This window comes from Streptomyces gilvus (assembly GCF_022513565.1).
GTDB classification, from domain to species: Bacteria; Actinomycetota; Actinomycetes; order Streptomycetales; family Streptomycetaceae; genus Streptomyces; species Streptomyces gilvus.
In genome coordinates, this window is record NZ_JAKWBE010000032.1 from 24,144 (window position 1) to 45,877 (window position 21,734).

Annotated in this window: 19 protein-coding genes and 1 pseudogene; 15 read left to right on the top strand and 5 right to left on the bottom strand. The window is 73.5% G+C overall.

The window, feature by feature from the left end:
* Positions 1-38 precede the first annotated feature (38 nt).
* Genes MKW14_RS34020 through MKW14_RS34055 form a run of 8 tightly spaced genes read left to right on the top strand, consistent with a single transcriptional unit; the run spans position 39 to position 10,403 of the window.
* Positions 39-764 (top strand): class I SAM-dependent methyltransferase, encoded by a 726-nt coding sequence (locus MKW14_RS34020; RefSeq protein WP_374116631.1) that lies wholly within the window; start codon positions 39-41, stop codon positions 762-764.
* Complete coding sequence (locus tag MKW14_RS34025; RefSeq protein WP_240869625.1) at positions 761-5,569, top strand: alpha-(1->3)-arabinofuranosyltransferase domain-containing protein; 4,809 nt, start codon at positions 761-763, stop codon at positions 5,567-5,569. The genes MKW14_RS34020 and MKW14_RS34025 overlap by 4 nt, the downstream gene beginning before the upstream one ends.
* A complete protein-coding gene (locus MKW14_RS34030; RefSeq protein ID WP_240869626.1) occupies positions 5,566-7,125 on the top strand; it encodes a condensation protein in 1,560 nt (519 codons plus the stop codon). Before MKW14_RS34025 ends, MKW14_RS34030 begins: the two co-directional genes overlap by 4 nt.
* Positions 7,122-7,862 carry a class I SAM-dependent methyltransferase gene (locus MKW14_RS34035; RefSeq protein ID WP_240869628.1) on the top strand — a complete coding sequence of 247 codons (741 nt, stop codon included), beginning with the start codon at positions 7,122-7,124 and terminating at the stop codon, positions 7,860-7,862. Before MKW14_RS34030 ends, MKW14_RS34035 begins: the two co-directional genes overlap by 4 nt.
* Positions 7,863-7,884: 22 nt before the next feature.
* The gene (locus MKW14_RS34040; protein WP_240869752.1) at positions 7,885-8,790 is read left to right on the top strand and encodes a hypothetical protein; all 906 of its coding nucleotides are present in this window, start codon (positions 7,885-7,887) and stop codon (positions 8,788-8,790) included.
* Positions 8,787-9,011 carry a Trm112 family protein gene (locus MKW14_RS34045; protein ID WP_240869629.1) on the top strand — a complete coding sequence of 75 codons (225 nt, stop codon included), beginning with the start codon at positions 8,787-8,789 and terminating at the stop codon, positions 9,009-9,011. Before MKW14_RS34040 ends, MKW14_RS34045 begins: the two co-directional genes overlap by 4 nt.
* A complete protein-coding gene (locus MKW14_RS34050) occupies positions 9,008-9,838 on the top strand; it encodes an FkbM family methyltransferase (protein WP_240869631.1) in 831 nt (276 codons plus the stop codon). The genes MKW14_RS34045 and MKW14_RS34050 overlap by 4 nt, the downstream gene beginning before the upstream one ends.
* Positions 9,813-10,403, top strand: a complete 591-nt coding sequence (locus MKW14_RS34055) for a hypothetical protein (RefSeq protein WP_240869633.1) — start codon at positions 9,813-9,815, stop codon at positions 10,401-10,403. Before MKW14_RS34050 ends, MKW14_RS34055 begins: the two co-directional genes overlap by 26 nt.
* A 9-nt stretch (positions 10,404-10,412) precedes the next feature.
* Here MKW14_RS34055 and MKW14_RS34060 read toward each other — a convergent pair whose 3' ends face one another.
* Positions 10,413-11,285 carry an ATP-grasp domain-containing protein gene (locus MKW14_RS34060; RefSeq protein WP_240869634.1) on the bottom strand — a complete coding sequence of 291 codons (873 nt, stop codon included), beginning with the start codon at positions 11,283-11,285 and terminating at the stop codon, positions 10,413-10,415.
* A gap of 126 nt (positions 11,286-11,411) precedes the next feature.
* Between MKW14_RS34060 and MKW14_RS34065 the strand changes: the two are divergent.
* From MKW14_RS34065 to MKW14_RS34085, 5 genes and pseudogenes are all read left to right on the top strand, one after another.
* Positions 11,412-11,636: pseudogene (locus tag MKW14_RS34065) on the top strand (PP2C family protein-serine/threonine phosphatase); the annotation flags it as partial.
* 84 nt (positions 11,637-11,720) lie between these two features.
* The gene (locus MKW14_RS34070; RefSeq protein WP_240869636.1) at positions 11,721-13,166 is read left to right on the top strand and encodes an acyl-CoA synthetase; all 1,446 of its coding nucleotides are present in this window, start codon (positions 11,721-11,723) and stop codon (positions 13,164-13,166) included.
* Positions 13,159-14,568: a carboxyl transferase domain-containing protein gene (locus MKW14_RS34075; protein ID WP_240869638.1), complete on the top strand. Its 1,410-nt coding sequence runs from the start codon at positions 13,159-13,161 to the stop codon at positions 14,566-14,568. Before MKW14_RS34070 ends, MKW14_RS34075 begins: the two co-directional genes overlap by 8 nt.
* Before the next feature lie 171 nt (positions 14,569-14,739).
* Entirely contained in the window at positions 14,740-15,777 is a 1,038-nt protein-coding gene (locus tag MKW14_RS34080; RefSeq protein WP_240869640.1) for a rod shape-determining protein, read from the top strand.
* 191 nt (positions 15,778-15,968) lie between these two features.
* Positions 15,969-16,445, top strand: coding sequence for a hypothetical protein (locus MKW14_RS34085; RefSeq protein WP_374116632.1), 477 nt, complete (start codon positions 15,969-15,971; stop codon positions 16,443-16,445).
* Positions 16,446-16,502: 57 nt separating this feature from the next.
* On the opposite strand, the gene MKW14_RS34090 is transcribed toward MKW14_RS34085, so the two are convergent.
* The 3 genes from MKW14_RS34090 to MKW14_RS34100 form a co-directional block, all read right to left on the bottom strand.
* The gene (locus MKW14_RS34090; protein ID WP_240869644.1) at positions 16,503-17,420 is read right to left on the bottom strand and encodes a DUF4231 domain-containing protein; all 918 of its coding nucleotides are present in this window, start codon (positions 17,418-17,420) and stop codon (positions 16,503-16,505) included.
* Between the two features lie 115 nt (positions 17,421-17,535).
* On the bottom strand, positions 17,536-18,477 hold the full coding sequence (locus MKW14_RS34095; protein WP_240869645.1) for an anti-sigma factor RsbA family regulatory protein: 942 nt from the start codon (positions 18,475-18,477) through the stop codon (positions 17,536-17,538).
* The gene (locus tag MKW14_RS34100; RefSeq protein ID WP_240869647.1) at positions 18,474-18,827 is read right to left on the bottom strand and encodes an STAS domain-containing protein; all 354 of its coding nucleotides are present in this window, start codon (positions 18,825-18,827) and stop codon (positions 18,474-18,476) included. The genes MKW14_RS34095 and MKW14_RS34100 overlap by 4 nt, the downstream gene beginning before the upstream one ends.
* 303 nt (positions 18,828-19,130) lie before the next feature.
* Here MKW14_RS34100 and MKW14_RS34105 point away from each other — a divergent pair, with 303 nt between their 5' ends.
* Together MKW14_RS34105 and MKW14_RS34110 are read left to right on the top strand one after the other, a co-directional pair.
* Complete coding sequence (locus MKW14_RS34105) at positions 19,131-19,817, top strand: ANTAR domain-containing response regulator (protein WP_240869655.1); 687 nt, start codon at positions 19,131-19,133, stop codon at positions 19,815-19,817.
* A gap of 817 nt (positions 19,818-20,634) precedes the next feature.
* Positions 20,635-21,117, top strand: coding sequence for a hypothetical protein (locus tag MKW14_RS34110; RefSeq protein WP_240869661.1), 483 nt, complete (start codon positions 20,635-20,637; stop codon positions 21,115-21,117).
* On the opposite strand, the gene MKW14_RS34115 is transcribed toward MKW14_RS34110, so the two are convergent.
* On the bottom strand, positions 21,110-21,634 hold the full coding sequence (locus MKW14_RS34115; RefSeq protein ID WP_240869662.1) for a hypothetical protein: 525 nt from the start codon (positions 21,632-21,634) through the stop codon (positions 21,110-21,112). The genes MKW14_RS34110 and MKW14_RS34115 overlap by 8 nt on opposite strands.
* Between the last annotated feature and the right edge of the window lie 100 nt (positions 21,635-21,734).

The following is a 21,734-nucleotide window of genomic DNA, read 5'->3' on the forward strand; positions in this document are numbered from 1 at the left end:
GTGGCCTGTCGCGCGGTTCCCCGCGCCCCTTCGGGGCGCTGAAGGACCCCTCCTTTCGACGTTCCCTTGCCCTCCTTCGGGCCTTCCGGCACGAGCAGGACGACCCCGACGGCTGTTACGGGCTGCTCGCCCGGGACGCCGCCGACCAGGTCGAGGCCTACGGGGGGTCCGTCGCCGGGCGTACGGTCGTGGACGTCGGGGGCGGGGGCGGCTGGTTCACGGAGGAGTTCCGGCGGCGGGGCGCGCACGCGTACCTCTTCGAACCGGACGTACGGGAGCTCGGTGAGAAGCCGCCCGACGGCGCCGTGATCGCGGACGGCTATCTGCTGCCGCTCGCCGACGGGGTCGCGGACGTCACCTTCTCCTCCAACGTGCTGGAGCATGTCGCCGACCCGCAGACCTTCCTCAGCGAACTGGCGCGCGTGACCCGGCCCGGCGGCCTGATCTACGTGTCGTTCACCAACTGGCTGTCGCCCTGGGGCGGCCACGAGTGGGCGCCCTGGCACTACTTCGGCGCCGAGCGGGCCCGCGCCCGCTACCGGCGCCGTACCGGAAAGCCCGCCAAGCACACCCTCGGCGAGAACCTGTTCGCCGTCCACATCGGCACCACCCTGCGGCAGGTGCGCGCCCGCGACGACGTCACGGTCGTCTCGGCGCGCTCCCGCTACTGGCCGTTCCTCGCCGAGACCGTAGTGAAGGCCCCCGGCATCAGGGAGCTGGCCACCTGGAACCTCCTTCTCATCCTCCGGCGGTGTCCACCATGACGACGACCACGGTCCAGGCTCCCCCTCCGGCAGCCGTCCCCACCACCGCGGCCACCGCGGGTCCTCCCGAGGGACCGCGGTCGCGGCGCTGGCTGGCGGGGTTCTGGGCCGTGGTGTTCGTGCTGTTCCTGGTGGTGCACCCGGGGCGGCAGACCTTCGACACCAAGCTGGGTGTGACCATCGACCCGGGCGCGTTCTTCTCCGACCTGGGGCAGTTGTGGCACGACCAGGGGTCCTTCGGCGGGATCCAGGACCAGTACGCCGGTTATCTGTGGCCGATGCTGCCGTTCTACTGGCTGGCGCACGTGCTGCACCTGCCGGTGTGGCTGGCGGAGCGGCTGTGGCTGTCGCTGATCGTGTCGGTGGCCTTCTGGGGCGCCCTGCGGCTGGCCGAGCGGCTGCGGGTCGGCAGCGGCGGATCGCGGCTGCTCGCCGGGATCGCGTACGCGCTGTGGCCGATGTTCACGATCGTCGTCGGCTCCACCTCGGCCGCCGCGCTGCCCGGCGCCTTTCTGCCGTGGGTGCTGCTGCCGCTGACCGACGAGCGCTACAGCGCGCGGGTCGCCGCCCTGCGCTCGGCGCTCGTCGTGCCGTTCATGGGCGGTGTCAACGGCGCCTCCACGCTCGCCTCGCTGCTGCCGGTGGGGCTGTATCTGCTGTCCCGGCCGCCGGGTCCACGGCAGCGGAAGCTGATCGCGTGGTGGGTGCCGGGTGTGGTCGTGGCTACGGCCTGGTGGTGGATCCCGCTGCTGATGCTCGGCGTCTACGGCGAGAACTTCCTTCCCTACGTGGAGACTTCGCAGACCACCACGGCCACCATGTCGGCGACGGAGGCACTGCGCGGGGCCGGCAACTGGGTCGCGTATCTGCACTTCGGACAGGCGTGGCTGCCGGCCGGGTGGACGGTCGCCGCGTCCGTGATCGTCATCGTCTGCTCGGCGCTGGCGGCCGGGCTCGGCCTCGCGGGGCTGGCCAGACGGGACATACCGGAGCGGCGCTGGCTGGTGCTGACCGTGGTGTCGACCGTGCTGGTGCTGCTCGCCGGGTACGGCGGCGCGTTCGGCGCACCCTTCCACGGAGTCGTGCAGGACTGGCTGAACGGCTGGCTGGTCCCCTTCCGCAACATCTACAAGTTCCAGACGGGCCTCGCCCTGGCGCTGGTGCTGGGCCTCGCCCATCTGGTGGGCGTGGCCGCCGAACCGCGCGGCGCCCGGCCGGTACGGGGCCGCCGGTTCGCGCCGCTGATCGCTGCGGTGCTGATCCTCCCGGGTCTGCTGTGGCCGTATCTGAACGGGTCGATCCTCAACCCGGGGTCCTTCCAGGAGCTGCCCAAGTACTGGAAGACCACGGCGAGTTGGCTGGAGAAGTACTCCCCCGACTCGCGTGCCCTGGTGGTCCCGGCCACCGCGCACGGCCTCTACAGCTGGGGCTCCCCCATCGACCAGCCCCTCGACGTCCTCGCCAAGTCCCGCTGGGCGCAACGGGATTACGTCCCCTTCGGCACCCCCGGCAACCGGCGCGCGATGGACGCCGTCGAGGACGCGCTGGCCTCCGGAAGCGATGTCCCGGGGCTGGCCGACTATCTCAGCCGGGCCGGCATCTACTACGTCGTCGTCCGCAACGACCTCGACCCGAACCAGATCGGTTCGGTGCCGACCACGACCGTGAAGCGGACGCTGGAACAGTCCGGGTACGTCCGGGTGACGGGCTTCGGGCCGGTGATGACGGGCGGCGTGATCGCCCATGACGCGCCGCTCCAGGTGGAGGGACTGTACCCGCGCCGGCGCGCGGTGGAGATCTACGAACCCACCGACAAGAACGTCCCGCGCCCCGGCCAGGCGCGTCTGCTGTCCGTGGCCGACACGGCCGTCGTCTCCGGCGGCCCCGAGGCGCTGCTGCCGCTCGCCTCCCAGCTGCGCGACCGGGCGACCGTACTGACCGGCGACAACACTCCCGGTCTCGGCACCCCGTCCCTGCAGATCGTCGGCGACGGACTGCGGCGCGCGGACACCCGGTTCGGACTGGTCAGCGCCAACACGTCCTACACCTACACCAGTTCGGAACGGAACTCGCCGGACGCCACCCAGGACGCCGGCAGGAAGCCGCACCAGATCCTCCCCGTCAAGGGCCTCGACCACCAGACGGTGGCCCAGCTGCGCGGCGCCCGCACGGTGACCGCGTCCTCCAGCGGCAACTGGCTGTTCTACCTGCCCCAGTACGACCCCGTGAACGCCTTCGACGGCAACCCGGACACCGCGTGGGCGGAGGGCGCGCCCGGCTCGCCGGACGGGCAGTGGCTGCGGATCGGCTTCAGCGGGACGTACGACATGCCGTCGTCGTTCAAGGTGACCCCGCTGCCGCAGGAGAGCGTGCGGTCGGCGGCGACGAAGGTGCGGGTGGAGACGGAGAAGGGGTCCAGGACCAGTTTCCTCCAGCCGAGCGGCCAGACGCAGACCATCAAGGCGCCGGCGGGCGCGACGAGTTGGATGAAGCTCACGATCGTCGAGTCGGTGGCCCGCCGCACCGGCCTCACCGGGGCCGGCTTCTCCGAGATCGCCCTGCCCCACGTCCAGGTGACGCGGGTCCTGCGGCTGCCGACGGACGCGGACAACGCCGACGCCTCGGCCACGGAGATCTCCCTGCACCGCACCCCCGACCCCACCGGCCTCTCCGCGACCGGTACGGAGAACGGGCTGCACCGCTCCTTCACCACGCCCACGGCGGGGACGTACACGATGAAGGCCGAGGCGGTTCCGGTGACCGGTGCGGCGCTGGACAGGCTGCTCTACCGGGTCGCCCCCGACCAGCAGAACCGCATCGTCGCGACCGCCGACTCCACGGCGGCCCTCGGTGCGGGTCTGACCGCGCGCAACCTCACCGACGGCGACCTGACCACGGCGTGGATCGCGGGCGACCGGCCCACCATCCACCTCAGCTGGAGCGGCAAACAGCCCATCGGGGAGATCGTGCTCGCTCCCGCGGGCGGGCTGTCGACCCGGGCCACCCAGGTCGACATCAGCTCCCCGGACGGCGCGACGATCGCCGGCGTCGACGAGAACGGCGTGGTCCGCTTCGACCCGATCACCACCGACCGGCTGGACATCACGGTCACCCAGACCGCGCCGCTGACCCTGCACAACCCGGTCGCCGACGAGAACCTGCAACTCCCCGTCGGCTTCTCCGAGGCGTACATCCCGGCGCTGGACCAGTACCGCACCCCGCAGCCGAGCGCGAGCCGGACCTTCTCCCTGCCGTGCGGCCAGGGACCGGACGTGGCGGTGGACGGAAAGCTGTACCAGACGGCCGTCAAGGGGACGGCAAGGGACCTGACGCAGCGCCGACAGGTGGATGTGACGCTCTGTCAGCAGGGTCGGTCTGACGCCGACTTGGAGCTGACGTCGGGAACCCACCGCCTGGAGGCGGGGGACGCCGGACCGCTCACGCTCACGGACGTCACGCTGACCCGGGGCACGGTGGCGACGCAGACCACGGCCGCCGCGTCCCGTCAACTGACCGTACGGGACTGGCTGGGCGACCGCCGGGAGGTGAGCGTCGGCTCGGGCGCGGCGACGTACCTGACCACGTACGAGAACTACAACGACGGCTGGAAGGCCACGCTCAACGGCAAGGAGCTCACCCCGGTCCGTCTCGACGGCTGGCAGCAGGGCTGGCGGGTGCCGGCCGGGGCGGGCGGCACGGTCAAGCTGTCGTACGAGCCCGCGACGACGTACAAGGGCGGGCTGATCGGCGGTGCGGTGGGGCTGGCGGTGCTGATCGGCCTGGTCGTCTGGCGCCGCCGCGAAGCCAATCCCGACCAGCCGCAGCGGGTCGCCCCGTTGCCGGGTCTGTGGCTCGGCACGGTGGCTCTGACGGTGGTGGCCGTGCTGATCGCCGGCTGGTTCGCCCTGCTCGTCCCGGCCCTGGCCCTGCTCGCCCACCGCCGGCACGCACTCCTCGTCCCGGTCGCCTTCGTCGCCCTCACGGGCGCCGGCATCGCGGCGGCGACGGGCGCCGGCGAACCCCCGGGCGCGGGCCACGGGGCGTTCGGCCACCCGGCCCAACTCCTCGCGCTGATAGGCCTGTTCGCGGGAGTCGTCGCCGTACGCGAACCGGACGAGGGCCCCGGCTCCACGGCGATCCTGCCCCCGGCGACAGCGGGCAGCGCGACAGGCCTCACGACCGGAACGGCACCGGGCTCGGAGGCGCCGACACAGACCCTGCCGAGGAGACACCACCGAGAACTCGGAGAACGCGCACCGCACACAGAGCCACAACGGCAGACCGAGCCACGGACTCCGAGCGAGCGAATGCCGGAGCCCGGGCTGAGCGGCGGGCCGTGGCCCCGAGATGAGGGTGCGCATCGGGCCGCCGAGGAGGGCGGGGCGCGAGCGGAGGCCGGGCAGGGTGGCGAGCCGTGGTCCCGCAGCGGCGGAGCACATCAGGCCACCGCCGAAGGCGGGGAGGCGGTCAGCGAGACGCCGGGCTCTCCCGAACGCGGCACGCCGGGCGGCTGGGCGAGCACCGGTCGACAGCCGAGGGCAGCCGACGCGGAGGGAACCGAGTCCTCTAACGCCGCCCCGCGTTCCGGCCCCGGACTACCCCCACCGTCCGCCTCCAACGCCGCCCCGCGTCCCGGCCCCGGGCTGCTCGCACCGCCCGCCTCCGGCAACACCGTGTCCGCGCGCGGTCCCGGAGCCCTCGAGTCCGATTCGCCGACCACGCGGTTCCCGCTGCGCAAGCCGGGGCCGTCCACGCAGGGACAGGAGCCGGAGCCGGAGGACGGCAGGGGGAGCGCATCGTCATGACCGCACTGGAGCATCCCGCCCGTGCCGACGGCCCGGTGCGGCCGCCGGTCCGCATACCGTTCCCGGTCGTGGACGAGGTCGCCCGGCACTGTCTCCAGGAGGAGGAACCGGAGACGGTCCACATCGAGGTCCATCTCCCGGGCCGACTCGACCGCGACCGTCTGCGGGCGTCCTTCGCCGAGGCCCTGCGCCGCCACCCGCGCATCCTGATGCGTGAGGCGCCGGGGCGCTGGTACCGGCGCCGCTACGAGTGGGAACTGACGTCGGAACCGGACGTCGAGGTGGTCACCTTCCCGCCGGGTGGACGCGGCGCCCTGCGGGACGCCCGCACCCGCGCCCTCACGGCGGCCCCGCCCCTGACCCTGTCCCCGCCGATCCGCCTGGAGGTGGTGGAGGGCCCGGGACCGGTGGAGGGCAGCGAGGCCACGGACGCGGTCGGCGAACCCCCCGCCACCTCACGCCGTCGACCGGACGCGACCACGCCTCGTCTGGCTGACGGGACCGTGTCCCGTCAGCCAGACGGGACCGCACCCGCTCACCCCGACCCGGCCACCCCCCGTCGGCCCGACCCGGCCACCCCCCGTCGCCCCGCCGCGACCACACCCCCTCAGCCAGACGGGACCGCACCCCCTCCCCCCGACCGCACCGCCGGCAAAGGCACCGTCCTCTTTCTCACCATCAACCACACCGCCCTGGACGGCCCCGCCTGTCTCCGCGTGCTCGCCACCGCCGCCGAGATCTACGGTGGCCGGGACAACTCCCCCGCCGCTCCCCCCGTCCGCGCCCCCGAATCCCCGCCCCCCGCCGCCGAGACCCCCTCCAACTGGTCCCCGCCCGCCCGCGTGGCCCCCGGCACCCCCGAACCGTCCCCCGGCAACGGCATGCTCGTCACCGAGCTCCCCCTCCCCCACCGCCCCAAGGGCTCCCCCTACACGGTGAACGACCAGCTGATGGTCACCACCGCCCTCACCATCGCGCACTGGAACAGGGAACACGGCGCCGAACCCCGCCCGCTGCGCATCACCATGCCCGTGGACGACCGCCCCAGGGACGCGAGCATGCCCATCGGCAACGGCACCCGGTTGGTCGAAGTGCCGTTCGCCACAGAGGAGTTGATTACCCGCGGTAAAACCGACATGCCCCGCCTCCTGCAGCGCACAGCGACCCGTACCCGCGCCCTCAAGTCCCTCCCCCGCCCCCAACTCGGCCACGGGGCAGCCCTGTTGACCGCGCCGGTCACCCCGGTCGCCTGGCGTGCGGCGCTCACCCGTGGTCTGCGCAGGGCCGCCGCGCCCTGGACCTCGACCACCCTGCTCAGCAACATCGGCCGCATCCCCTACCCCCTGGACTTCGGCGAGGAGGCCGGCCGCGCGCACGCCGTGTGGTTCTCGGCCCCCGCCCGGATGCCCCGGGGCCTGACCGTCACCACCGCCTCCACCGCGGGCCGCCTGCACCTGGCCCTGCGCTGGTCGCGCGCCCTGCTCAGCCACGGCGACGGCGCCCACCTCAGGGACCTGTTCGAGCACTATCTGCACGCGACGGAGGTCACCCCGTGACGACCACCGCCCCCCGCCCCAAGGACCTCCGCGACTTCTACGAGGACCCGTCCGTCCCCGTCGCCTCCGGCACCCCCCGCAGCCTCCGCCAGGCCCGTATGCTCGCCGGCGCCCTCGGTCCGGCGACGGGCGGGGGCACCCCGCGCACCGTCCTCGACATCGGCTGCGGCGACGGCACGGCGGCCGCCACCGCGGCCCCGCTGCTCCCCGGCCACCGCATCGTCGGCGTCGACTGGTCCCAGGACGCCCTCAGACGGGCCCGCGCCCACCTGTCGTACACCGTCCGCGGCGAACTCACGGGCGGCGGGCTGCCGTTCAGGACCGGCTCGGCGGACGCCGTGCTGTTCAGCGAGGTGATCGAGCACCTCGTCGACCCCGACGCGGCCCTCGACGAGATCCGCCGCGTCCTGCGTCCCGGAGGCCATCTCATGCTCTCCACCCCCAACTTGGCGGCCTGGTACAACCGCGCCCTGCTGGCGGCGGGCGTGCAGCCGGTGTTCTCCGAGGTGAGCCTGAGAGGGATCCACGGGCGGCCGGGGAGGGAGGTCGTGGGTCATCTGCGGCTCTACACCGCCCGCGCGCTGCGGGAGTTCGTCACCGCGTCCGGTTTCGAGGTCGTACGACTGGAAGGCGCCCCCTTCCACGGCGTACCGCGTCCGCTGCGCGCCCTCGACCGGCTCGCCTGCTCCAGACCGTCGCTCGCCTCGATCCTTCTTCTGCACGCGCGAAAGACCTAGGGGGCGCGCCATGTGGTGGGGAGTGATCGCGGCCCTGATGGCGAACACCCTGTACAGCCTCGGTTTCGTCCTGGAGAAACGGGCCCTGACCTCGCTGCCCGAGGTGTCCATCCGACAGCCCGCCCGGCTGCTGCGGCTGGTGCTGGGCAGTCCGCTGTGGATCGGCGGTTCCCTGGCCCTCGCCTCCGGCTTCGGCGCGCAGCTCGTCGTCTACCGGACGCTCCCGATCGCCGCCGCCCAGGGCATCTTCGTCTCCGGCCTGGTGCTGCTGGTCCTGCTCTCCGCCCGGCTGCTGGGCGAGGAGACCACGGGCCGGGAACGGTACGCGCTCGGCGCGATCCTCGCGGCCCTGCTGATGGTCGTGCTCTCGCTGAAGGAGGGCTCGGACACGGTCAGCCGCAGCGCCCCGTACCAGCTGATCCTGCTGGTGTGCGTGCCCTCGCTGGCGGGTGGCGTGTGGCTGTACGGCGCCGCCGAGCGCCGCTCCCGGCACCGGCACCGCGCGCCGACGACCGGCGTGGAGTACGGCGTGGCGGTGGGGCTGCTGTACGGCGTCAGCTCGCTCGCGATCAAGGGCGTGTCGAGCTACCTGACCACAAGTGGGCTGGGCGGAGCCGTCGTTGGCGTACTGCGCTCTCCGTACCCGTACATCCTGATGTTCACCGGCGCGTTCGGCCTCGTCATGTCGCAGGCCGCGCTGCAGCGGTGCCGGGCCTCGCTGATCGTGCCGGTGTGCACGACGGTGACCTGTCTCTACACCGCCGTACTCGGCACGTTGTCGTTCGGTGAGGCGCTCCCCCACGACCCGCTGCGGCTCGCTCTGCGCCTCGCGGGTACCGCGCTCGCCGTCTCCGTCCTGCTGGCCATGCCCAAGCACGACACCGCACCACAACAACCCCCCGTCGGTGCCAAGGAGTTGACACCATGAACCCCGACGACCCGCTGCTGCGGATCCTGGCCTGCCCGCTGGACAAGGGCCCGCTGCACCTGCTCGCACCGGACGGGCCGGCGGCCGATGAAGCTCTCTACAACCCGCGCCTGCACCGCCGTTACCCGATCGTCGACGGCATCCCGCAGCTGCTGCCCTCCTCCGGCGAGCAGGTGTCGGAGGACGAGCACGATGCTCTGTTGAAACGGATGGTCAAGTGACCCAGACGCGCACCGTGGCCGCCCGGCTGGCCCCTCTTCTCCCCGTCCGGCTGGTCGCCGCCACCGCCCGGGCCGTCTATCCGCGCTTCGAGCCCGAGCTGGCCCGTCTCGGGGAGCTGTGTCCGGCCGGCTGCGGGACGGCCGTGGACGTCGGCGGCTGGTACGGCCCCTGGACCCGCCGTCTGGCGAGACGGGCCCGCCGGGTGGTGACCGTCGAGCCGGTCCCGCACCTGGCCCGGCTGCTGACCTCCGCCGCCCCGCCGAACGTCCGGGTCGTGCAGGCCGCCGCCTCCGACCGCCCCGGCATCGCCCGGCTGTGGCTGCCGCCGGACGACGCGGGCGACCGGGGCGTGTCCTCCCTGGTCCGCCGGGACATCCACGCTCGCGCCCTGGACGTCCCGTGCGTCACCCTCGACGAACTCGGCCTGCGGGACGTGGGTTTCATCAAGATCGACGTGGACGGCAACGAACTGGCCGTCCTGCGCGGCGCGACCGGCGTCCTGTCCCGCGACCGCCCGGCGCTGTTCGTCGAGCTGGAGTCCCGCATCCAGCCGATCGCCCCGGTGGTGACGTATCTGTCGCTGCTCGGCTACGACGGCTGGGTGCTGCCCGGCACCAGCTGGGTCCCGCTGGCCCGCTTCCCCCTGGAGGCCCATCAGGCGTCCGTCCAGCACGTCGTGGCGCAGGGCCTGCTGGGCCGCGTCCTGCCCTTCCGCAGCCACCCGCGCTACGTCAACTCCGTATTGTTCCTGCCGGACGGCCGCCGCCCCGGTGTCAGTGGCCTGAGCGACCATGGAGGACATGCCGTCCGCGAAGCGCCCCGCTAGTCCCTTCACGCCCCTCGACTTCCAGCTGGTCCTGCTGCGCCGTATGGCCGACCACAACCCGGACCTGGTGGAGGACGCCCGGCACGCGCTGGGCGTCTCCATCGCGGACATGCGGGAGGCCAACAAGCGCTGGCAGGCGATGCTGCACTCCCCGAGGGCCCGCGCCGCCGCCTCCCGCTACCGCTCGATCCTCGGCGAACCCGAGTCGGTCGTACGGCGCAGGATCGGCGACCTGGACTGCGAGGCCCTGCTGTGGCCCGTTCCCCTCTGGCCCGATCTGCGCTTCGAGGTCCTGCTCGCCCCGAACGGCGCGGTCTGGAACGAGTGGCTGATCCGCGCCCCGCACGCCCAGGGACCGGTTCTCACAACGATCGCCGACCTCACCCCCTGGTCCTGCACGGTCGACGAGACCGCCCGCGCCTTCGCCCCCGCCCGCCCCCTGGAGGGCACGGCCCCCACCCGCTGGGGCCTGGCGTTCACGGCCCCGGACGAGGAGGGGACGCGGCGGGAGGTGGTCGCGGAGTTCACCTGGGGCCTGTTGCAGCGGGTGGCCGTCGGCGGCTGAGCCCCCGGCTCACCCGCCGGCCGCCTCCAGTACCGCCGCCACCACCTTCTCCACCGACCCCGGATGCAGGAACAGGAACAGGTTCGGCTCCACCAGCTCCAGTTCCATCACCCGCGGCTCGCCGTCGTCCCCGTCGACGAGGTCCACGCGCGCGTACAGCAGCTCGGGCGCGTCCGGTACGGAGGCCAGGGCGCGTTCGGCGACGGCGAGTTCGGCCGGGGTCGGGGTCCAGGGCTCCAGGTCCGGGTGGGGCACCTTGTCGGCGTCGTAGGCGGCACCGGGTTGGAGGACGGCCCGCTTGCGGCTGGCGTGCAGCAGACGGCCGCCGAAGAACTGCAGCGCCCGCTCACCGCCGGTGTCGATGGCCCGCATGTACGGCTGCACCATCGCCGTGAACCCCTCCTCGTGCATGCGCGCGAGATGCCGTACGGCCTCCTCGCGCTGCCCGGGCGTGTACCGCGCGGCATACCGGGCGCCCGCGCCGGAGGTCGGCTTGACGACGTACTCGTGGTCCTCGGGGAGGCCGGGGGCGTCCCCGGGGGCGAGGTAGCGGGTGGGGACGACGGGCACGCCGGCCGCGGCGAGGTCTCCGACGTACCGCTTGTCGGTGTTCCAGCGCACCACCTCGGCCGGGTTGGCGAGCCGGGTGACCGTGCCGCACTTGTGCGCCCAGGCCACGAACTCGGCCGCGCGCCAGCTGTAGTCCCAGGTCGAGCGGATGACGACCAGATCGTACGCGGCCCAGTCGGCCTCGGTGTCGTCCCAGCACACGGCGTCCGCCTCGGCCCCCGCCTCGCGCAGCGCGGCCAGCAGCACGGGCAGGTCGCGGTCGCGGTTGGGCTCGGGCCGGGAATCGTAGGTGGCGAGGGCGATGCGGGGCACGGGGGACTCCGTTCGGGTGCGGGGCGGACCACCGCAGGCTAACCAGGACGGCCACGAGCACGGCAACCCGATTGACCTTCCCCCTCGGGGAAGCCCCAGCATCGGGGCGAGGAACGAAAGGGGCTCACCACCGGCACCCCGGACCTGGGGCTGCACGAGGCGCGGGCGGGCGACCGCTATTTGTTGTGCTCCGACGGCCTGCCCACGATCGTCCCCGACGCCCGGGTGCGCACCCTCCTGGCCGACGCGCGGACGCCCGCCGAGGCGGTCCACGGTCTGGTGACGGAGGCCAACGCGGCGGGCGGCCCGGACAACGTCAGCTGTGTGGTGGCGGACGTGGTGACGGCGTAGGCGACCGTACCCGGTCCGTCACTCGTGGGTAGGGTCGATCTCCGACCGGACTCAACGCTCGCGTGCACACGGACAGGAGATCGCGTGTCCCCTCTCTTCCCGGCCCTGGAGAGCCCCCACGGGCAGGTCGCCCTGCGGTTCGGCGACCGGTCGTTGACGTATGCGGAGCTGGCGGGCGCGACCGGCGCCCTGGCGGCACGGCTGCCCGCCGGCAGCAGGGTCGCGGTGTGGGCCACGCCCGCGCTGGAGACCGCCGTCGCCGTGGTCGCCGCACTGCGCGCCGGGGTGGCCGCGGTGCCGCTCAACCCGAAGTCGGGCGAGAAGGAGCTCGGGCACATCCTGTCCGACAGCGCACCGGTCCTGGTCCTGGCCGCGCCCGGCGACGAACTCCCCTCGCCGGTACGCGACTTGCCGCGCCTGGACGTCGAGGTCACCGGCTCCGGGAGCACCCTTCCCTCCCCCGCCGTCGCCGACGAGGACCCCGCCCTCGTCGTCTACACCTCCGGCACCACCGGGCCGCCCAAGGGCGCCGTCATCCCCCGCCGGGCGATCGCGCACACCCTGGACGCGCTCGCCGACGCCTGGCAGTGGACCGGCGACGACGTCCTCGTGCACGGGCTGCCGCTGTTCCATGTGCACGGCCTGGTGCTGGGCGTCCTCGGCCCGCTCCGGCGCGGCGGCTCGGTCCGCCACCTCGGCCGCTTCACCACCGAGGGCGTGGCGCACGAGCTCGACAACGGCGCCACCATGCTGTTCGGCGTACCGACGATGTACCACCGCATCGCCCAGACGCTCCCGGACGATCCGGAGTTGGGCCGGGCGCTGGGCCGGGCCCGGCTGCTCGTCTCCGGTTCCGCGGCCCTCCCCGTGCACGACCACGAGCGCATCACGGCGGCGACCGGACAGCGGGTCGTGGAGCGCTACGGCATGACGGAGACGCTGATGAACACCAGCGTCCGGGCCGACGGCGAGCCGCGCCCCGGCACCGTCGGTCTGCCGCTGCCGGGCGTGGACCTGCGGCTCGTGGAGGAGGACGGAACGCCGATCACGGCGTACGACGGCGAGAGCGTGGGCGAGATCCAGGTGCGCGGCCCGAACCTCTTCACCGGCTACCTCAACCGGCCCGACGCCACCGCCGGCGCCTTCACCGCCGACGGCTGGTTCCGCACCGGCGACATGGCGGTGCGCGACGCCGACGGCTACGTCCGGATCGTCGGCCGCAAGGCCACCGACCTGATCAAGAGCGGGGGTTACAAGATCGGGGCGGGGGAGATCGAGAACGCGCTGCTGGAACATCCGGGGGTACGGGAGGCGGCGGTGACCGGGGAGCCGGACGCGGACCTGGGCGAGCGGATCGTGGCCTGGGTGGTCCCGGAGGACCCCCAGTCGCCCCCGTCCGACGGCGAGTTGGCGGACCATGTCGCGCGCCGCCTCGCCCCCCACAAGCGCCCCCGGGTCGTGCGCTTCCTCTCCTCCCTCCCCCGCAACGACATGGGCAAGATCATGAAGCGGGCCCTGACCCGTGACTGACACCGAACGCCTCTCGGCCCGAGAGGTCCTCGCACTCGTCACGGACCCCGCCACCTTCACCGAACTCCCCTCCCCCATACGGGAGTCACAGGAGTCGGCCCCCGACGGCCCCCTCACCTGGCAGGGTTACGACGCCTCGCGCGCCCGCGCCGTCGAGCGCACCGGCGAGTCGGAGTCCGTGGTCTGCGGCACCGCGAGCGTTCTGGGCACCCGGGCCGTGCTGATCGCCTTCGAGTTCGGCTTCCTCGGCGGCTCGCTGGGCGAACGCACCGGCGACCGGCTGGAGGCGGCGTACGGCCACGCCCGCGAACAGGGGCTGCCGGTCGTCCCGCTGGTCGCCACCGGCGGCAGCCGTATGCAGGAGGGCATGCTCGCCCTGACCCAACTCCAGCGCGTGGCACGGCAGTCGGCGCTCACCCGCGAGGCCGGTCTCCCCCAGATCGCCGTCCTGCGCGACCCGACGACGGGCGGCGGCTGGGCCACCCTGGGCGCCGGCGCCGACATCGTCCTCGCCCTGCCCCGTGCCCAGGTCGGCTTCGCCGGCTCCCGGGTGCGCCCACCCGACGCGGACCCGTCGGCGTACACGGCGGAGGCCCAGGTCGCGAACGGCGCGGCGGACGCGGTCGTACCGGCTACGGACCTGCGCGAAACACTGGGCCTGTGGCTGCGGTTGCTGACGGACGGCGGGAAGCGGCGGGGCACGGGCGGTGACACACCGGACGCCCGGTCCGGCACCGAGCCCGCCCCCGTGCCCCACGCCCTGGGCGCCGGTGACCTCCCGCGCACCGGCTGGGAGGCCGTGCAACGGGCTCGTTCGCCTCGACGCCCGCGCGCCGAGGCCTACTTGGACGCCTACTTCACCCGTCGCCTCGCGCTCAGCGGTGACCGGTGCGGTGGCACCGATGCCGGGATGCTCTGCGGGTTCGGTGAGCGGGACGGCCGTACCGTCGCCTTCGCCGCACAGGCCGGCACCGCGACCCGGCCCGCCGGCTACCGCACCGCCGCCCGGCTGATCCGACTCGCGGACCGGCTCGGGATCCCCGTCCTGACCCTGGTGGACACCCCGGGCGCCGCGAACGACGCGGAGGCCGAGCGGCGGGGCGCGGGGGCGGCGATCGCGGAGCTGTTCGGCGCGGTGGCCGCCGCCCGCACCCCGATCACGACCCTGGTCATCGGCGAGGGCGGCTCCGGCGGCGCGCTGGCCCTGGCGGCGCCCGGCACCACGTACGCCACCCCGGACAGCTACTTCTCCGTCATCGCACCGGAACTCGCGGCCGCGATCCTGAAACGCCCCCCGGAACAGGCGGAACCGACCGCCGACCAACTCCGCATCCGGCCCCAGGACCTGGTGGACCTGGGTGTCATCCGCGGTATCGCGGGGCCGCCGCCGAACCGGTCATAGGCCATATGCCGTAAGCCCCCCATTCAGCCGCACCCCACCCGGCCCCCTCCAAGCGGCGCCCCCGACCCCGCCCCCGCACGATTCCAGTGAGGCCCGCCGCTCGGCGGGCCGAGGAACGAGGTCCGCCCACCCCGGCGGTCCCCACGGTCTGCGCTCTCGGGAGGACCCGCCATGACCGCCAGTCTGGAGCAGCTGCGCCGCTGCCATTTCGCCGTCGACCTGGGGGCGGCCCGGACCCGCGTCTATGTGAAGGGCGCCGGACTCGTCGTCGACCAGCCCTCCGCCGCCGCCGTGAACACCAGGACCGGCGCCCTGATCGCCGTGGGCGAGTTCGCGGAGAGGATGACGGGCCGCACCCCGCACTACATCCGCGTCGTCCGCCCCGTCTCCGGCGGTACCGTCGTCGACATCGAGATGGCGCAGCGCATGCTCCGGCACCTGCTCGGCGACAAGATCCGCCGCACCCTGCGCCGCAAGCCCTTCCTGCGCGCGGCGGCCTGCACCCCGCACGACGCCGATCCGCTCGCCCAGCGGGCCGCCATCGAGACGCTCGTGGGGCTCGGCGCCCGGCGCGTGGAACTGGTGGACACCCTCATCGCCGCCGCCGTGGGCTGCGGGCTGCCCGTGGAGCGCCCGGAAGCCACCATGATCATGATGTGCGGGGCCGCGGCCACCCAGGTGGCCGTGCTGTCACTGGGATCCATCGTGACCGCCGAGCGCATCCCCGTGGGCGGTGAGGCCGTGGACCACGCCATCGTCCAACACCTGCGCCACGAACACGAGTTGATGCTGCCCAGCCAGTCGGTACGGCCCCTGCAGCTCGCCCTCGCCGGCAACGGCCTCACCCTTCAGGGGCCCGCCTCCACCGAGATCCACGGACGGGACGTCGCCACCGGCCTCGCCCGTTCCGTGCGGGTCGACACCGCCGCCGTGCGGGACGCCATCGAGACGCCCCTGACCGCGGTGCTCGACGGCATCGGACGCGTCCTGCGCGACTGCCCGCCCGACCTGGTGGCCGACCTCGCCGACCGCGGGATCACGATGGTGGGCGGCTCGGCCCTGCTCCCCGGCCTCGACCAGATGCTCCGCGCGGCCACCGGCATGCCCGTGCACATCGCCGAAGAGCCGGGCGTGTGCGCCGTACAGGGCCTGGGGTACATGCTGGAGGGCAAGATCGAGCCGCTGGTCCTCGACCCGCTGGCCCCCTGAGCCTCGAGGACACGGGGCGACGACGGGCCACCAGGGCCCGGAGGTCACGGATATGAGCCGGTGCGCCCCGTGCGCGCCATGTCGCCCTGGGTTAGGGTGGATTCACCGATGGTGACGGGAGGGGACGCTCCGTGACAGTCCATACCACTCAGTTCCTCGACGCGGCGGCAGCGGCCCCCCGCCTCAGCGTCATCCGCATCGGCGTGACCGGACACCGCTCGATCCCGCTGTCCGTCCTGCCGTACGTCCGGTCCGCCCTGCGGCGCGAATTCAGCCGCGAGGGCGTCGAGTTGGAGGCCATCAGCAGTCTGGCGGCCGGCGCCGACCAGCTGTTCGCGGACATCGCGCTGGCCCACGGCGTCCCGGTGACGGCCGTGATACCGGGCATGGACTACGAGGCCCATCTGGGCGACGCCGAGACCCGCGACACCTACCGCAGGCTCCTGGGCTCCTGCGCGACCCGCGTCGACCTGCCCCTCCAACCGACGCACGAGGAGGCGTACTTCGCGGCGGGCCGCTGGATCGTGGACCACTCAGACCGGCTGATCGCCGTCTGGGACGGCCGCCCGGCCCGCGGCCCGGGCGGCACGGGCGACATCGTGGCGTACGCACGGCGCACCCGGGTGCCGGTGACGGTGCTGTGGCGGGACGGCGTGCACCGCGACTGACACGCACCGGCCGCCCACTGCCCCCCTCACTCGCACCAGCCGCCGACTGACACCGCGTCAACTGCCAAAGCGCACCAGCCACTCCGTGTGCGCCGGTGACATCAGACGCTCCGCCTCCCCCACCGCGTCGGCCCATCCCGCCTCCGTCACGGTCGTCGACATCGCGATCCGGGCCGTCTCCAGGTCCTGTTCGATGAGGGAGTGGGCGTGGGTCAGCGGTCCGTGCCGCCGTACCTCCTGCCAGGCGACGCCCGCCGCGGCGGCCGCGCTCAGCAGGCCCGCGAGGTCCGCGCCGGCGAGCAGGCCGACGGTCCGCAGCATCGCGGCGGTCAGCGCCAGCAGGGTCAGGACCGCGGTGACGGCCGACCAGCGGGCGGCTGCGCGGTGCGCCCGCGAGGCCCGGTTCTTGTACCAGACGGTCTGCTCCAGGAGCCGGTCGCGCAGATAGATGTCCCGGCGCGCGGCGAACGACTTGGCCCGTACGGCCCGCATCTGCGGCGTGATCTGCCCCTCGCCCCGCTCCCACGGCCCGCCCCGGGAGTCCTCCCAGCCGCAACTGCGCAACTCCCGCAGCCGCTCCTCCAGCCGCGCCGCGAACAGGCCGTCCGGGTCGGCGACCCGGGAGTGGAACGGGCCGCCGTGCACCATGTACTGCCAGGCCAGCGACTTCAGCAGTTCGGCGGCCGCCCGGTGCGCCTGCCAGCGGGCCCGGGAGCGGCGGCGCGAGGTGCGCAGCCCGAGGACGATCGTCAGCGCGTACAGCACGGCGGCGAACACCGTCCACACATGCCCGGAGACCCGCTCGGTCAGCACGGCGGCGGTGGTGGCCAGGAGGAGCACGAGGAGGTGGGTGCGGACGGCCTTGAAGGACTCGCTCTGATGCCGCAGCGCCCACTGGTCACTCACCCGGAACAGCGGTGGCAGGTCCTCGGCGCCCAGTGTCGTGCTCGGTACCGGCGATGTCGCGGCTCCCATGAAGCCCCCCTGAGTCCACTGCGCGCCCCCGAGTCTCCGCGCGCCCCCGGCTTCCAGCGTAAAAAGTGAACGCGTGGGGAAGCCAGTCCCGCGCGAGCGAGGTTCGCGGCGGCCGTCAGCGGACGAACCAACAGCGCACCGTGGTCCCCTCGTCGCCGCTGTGCAGCCGCACCAGGTCGGCGACCAGGTTGACCAACAGCAGGCCGCGGCCGCCGCGTTGGTCGCGGGAGGCGGGGCGGCGGCCGGCCAGGGGGTCGACGAGGCGGCCCCTGTCCCGTACCTCGCACACCACCGAGTCGTCCTCGGCCCACACCCGCAGCGAGCCCGAACCGCCGCCGTGCACCACGCTGTTGGTGGCCAGTTCGGCGGCGACCAGGGCCAGGTCCTCGAGCCGCGCGGACGGCAGGCCCAGCCGGGCGGCCTCGGCCACGGCCAGGTGGCGCACCTCGCTGAGGGAGGCGGCCTCGAAGGCGAACACCGGGGCGTCCGGGACCGGCGGCAGGGGTTCGTTGTAGCGGGCGACGATCTCGGCGGGGGCGTACGCGCTGCTGTCCTCCGTCACCCCGGACGCGCCGCGCACGAGGGTGGGGTGGGTGGCGTAGGCGTCGGCGATGACCTCGGGGGCCAGCCGCCGGGTGTCGTACGGGCACAGGATGGTCGCCGTACGGCCCTGGAACGCGGCGTTGATCAGCGCCTCGTGCTGGACACAGGCGGGGTACTCGGTGGCGCTGCGGCCGGCCCAGATGGGCTCGCCGATGATGTGGACGCGGGTGCCGGACGGCTGGGCGTCGGAGAAGGCCCGCAGCACGCCGGGGATGATCCGGCCGGGGTTGCGGCCGGCCTCCCGCATGTCCAGGAACCGTACGGCGTCGGCGTCGGCCCCGAGGCCGTCGCGGATCAGCCGGAGGTTCTCGGTCGGCACGGCGACAGCGACCGGTTCACCGGCCTTGAGGGCCGCCCGCACGAAGGGGACGGTGCCCTGCAGGTACTCCCGCTCGTCGGCGTAGAAGAGCGCGGGGTGGACGAAGGGGTCGTGGGGCTCGGTCGTGACGGTCATGGCGTGTGCACCTCGATCGCCGGCAGCCCGGGCCAGAACATGTCCAGCAGGCGGCGCAGGGTGGGTGGCGGTTGCTGCAGCACGATCCTCCTGCCCTCCTCGAGGGTCTGCGCGGCGGCCGCCAGCGCGCCCGCTCCCGCTACGTCGACGAAGGTCACGGCCGACAGCTCCAGCCGGTACACCCGCCCACCCTCGCGCACGGCCCGCTCCAGGGCCCTCTCCCAGTCTGCGCGCGTAGCCAGGCCCACCTCGCCCGCCACGCGCAGCCCATGACACTCCGGCAGCGGGGACACCGTCAGCCACGGCGACGCACCCTCGGTCGGAAGGGGAATCTGGCTCCGGACACCCACGCGGTCTCCTCTCCCACCACGGGCTTCCGCACCCTACCCTCCATCTCCTGGATGGCGGGGTACCCGCGACGCGAGCGGGTCATTCCCCGCCCGCTCCTGCGCTCCTTCCCGCCCGTCCCCCGATCATTCCGTTCCCGCCCGTCCCAGCTCATTCCCCGTCGCGGGGTATACACCGGCGCGCTACGGGCAGGCGTCCGTCAGCACCGCCGGGTCCCCGCGGATCTCCGATACGGTCTCGCGGCCACACCCGGTGGCGATCGGTGACTCAACGTCGAGACGACTGTCGGGAGCAGCGAGGCGGACATGACCTCTGCGGCACACACACCTCTCGGAGGGCGGTTGAACACCCTGGTCATCGACGGCCGTGTGGTGGAGGGGCACGCCGTGCTCACTCCGCGCGGCGAGCTCGTCAGGGGCTGTGCGGACACCCTGGCCAGGAAACTGGAGGAACTCCCCGACCGGGTCAGCGGGGTCGATCTGGACATGACCGGCGTCGTCTTCATGGACACGGCGGGACTGCAGTTCCTCGACCAGCTCGACGCCTACGGCCGCCGGCACCGCGTCCCGGTGCGGGCCACGCGCTGGAGCGGGCAGCCGCGCCGGATCCTGGAGCTGATCGGGCTGGACGCCGAGGACCCGCTGCGGCACGCGTCCGACCGGACGGCGGGGCCGCGCACCACCTCCGCGGTCGCCCTGGAGCGCGCGGAGCAGCTGGACGAACTGCGGGTGGAGATCGAGCAGTTGCGTCAGGCGATCGTCTCCCGCCCGGTCATCGACCAGGCGCGCGGCGTGCTGATGGCCACGCACGGCTGCACCTCGCAGCAGGCCTGGGACATCCTGCGGGAGGCCTCCCAGCACTCCAACACCAAGCTGCGCGCGGTCGCCGCCGCGGTCGTGGCCGTGGCGGAGTCCCAGGGCCCGCCGCCCCCGGAGGACGTGCGCCGGGCCCTTCGTACGGCGATCTCGCGCCGTCCGCTCGGCAGTTCATGACGGCCGTCAGTACGGCAGGATCCGGCCCGACGGTGTCCTGCGGTCGATGGTCGTGTCGCGGGGCGTGCTGGGGCGGCGGTTGACGCGGACGCGGATCTGGCGGTTCATGACGCCTCCTCGGGCCTGGGAAGTCCCTCCGGCTGACGTGAACCAGCCTGGTCCCCGCGCCTTCCCGGCACATCGTGCCCACGAAGTCACCTGTCCTAACTCCCCGGCAGGAGACGGCCCCTGACCCCCTACTCCCCGCGGAGGAGGCCGCCCCCGAGACACCCCCCGCCCCGTCACTCCGACGACCACCCCGAACCGACCGCCCACACCCGCGCACCAAGAACCCCAACACCTACTGCCCCCGCCCCCGACCCCGACCCCGACCAACCCCGAGGGCCCCGGCCGCTCCCGGCCCCCACCCCGACCGCCCCCAAGAGCCCCGACACCCTTCGACCCCCACCCGACCGACCCCGAGAACCCCGCCCCCTTCCGGCCCCCACCCCGACCAACCCCGAGAGCCCCGACACCCTCCGACCCCCACCCGACCGAAACCGAGGGCTCCGCCGTCTTCCAGCCCCCGCCCCGACCGACCCCGAGGACTCCGACGTCTTCCGGCCCCCGCCCCGAAAGACCCCGAGGACTCCGACAGCTCCGCCTGCCTGCTCCGGCCCCCGCCCCGAAAGGCCCCGAGTTCTCCGACACGTTCCGCCCCCACCCCGAGGCCCAGAGGCCTCCGCCCCCTTGCGGCCCCCACCCCGAAAGCCCCCCGCCGCGCCATCCCCCACCCCGCCCCCGAAGGCGCACACTGGAGGCCCATCCGGAGGGCGCCATGTGCACACCCCGTCTGTCGCTGCGGCTCCCGCGCCTCCTGCAGTTCCGCCGCCGTCCCGGTCCGTCCCGGGCGCCGCGCCCGGCTCAGCTTCGGGCCCTGGTCGCCGTGCTGGACGAGGCGGTGGCCGCGCAGTCGCCGGCCGACGCCGCGGTGGCCGCCTGCGGCGAGCCGGGCCCCGTCTCCTGTCTCACGGCCCGCGCCTGCGGCCGCCAGAGCATCGCGCTGTACCGTCTGCGCACCCGCCTGCAGGACCTCCGCCTCACCGACCCGGACCTCGCCCTGGCCCAGGACCGGGCCGCGCGTCTGCTCGCCTACGACCTGTGGATGCTGCGCGAGTCCCTGAACCTGGCCTTCACGGTCCACCCCGACCCCCGTACCGAGGCCGCCCGGCTGCGCCTGAACGGCCTCGGCCGTCACGCCGACGACCTGCGTCGCCTGCGTGACGGCCTGCGTGATGGCCTGCGCGCCGAGGTCAGCTGAGGCCGAGCGAGGACAACGCGGTGGTCCAGTCGCTCGCGATGGCCGCACGGGCGTCGTCGAGACCCACCGTGCCGTTGCACACGGCCTTCTTCAGCTTGGTCTCCACGGAGTCCTTGCTCGCCGCGGTCTCGGAGCCGTACCGCGGCTCGGGCCAGAGGTTCTGCTCGCTCTTGGGCGCGCCGCCGAGTTCGAGCGGCACGAGGTGGTCCTCCTCGTAGTCGGACGTACTGGTGTCGTCGTAGCCGTACTCGGCTATCTGCTTGACCTTGAGCGCGTTGGTGTACGAGGTCGACGGCCGTACGGTGGCGGTCCAGCCGGACACGCAGATCGTGGAGTCGATGGTGGACTGGGTGACGTCGGGGTTGTAGGCGCCGGGCTGGCAGGTCGGGTCGGGCAGCGGCAGGTAGTCCTGCGAGCAGTCGGCGGCGTGGGCGGCCGAGCCGGTGCTGAGGATCAGTCCGGCGACGCCGAGGCTGAGGGACGTGGTCGTGGCGGTGAGGCGGCGCGTGGCACGCATGGGGGTCTCCCACGATCGGCCCGGGGTGTCCGGGCAGTCGTGGGCATGACAGCACCGCTAGGGTCTATGCGGGTAGAACCGTTGGCCAAAGAATCAACTA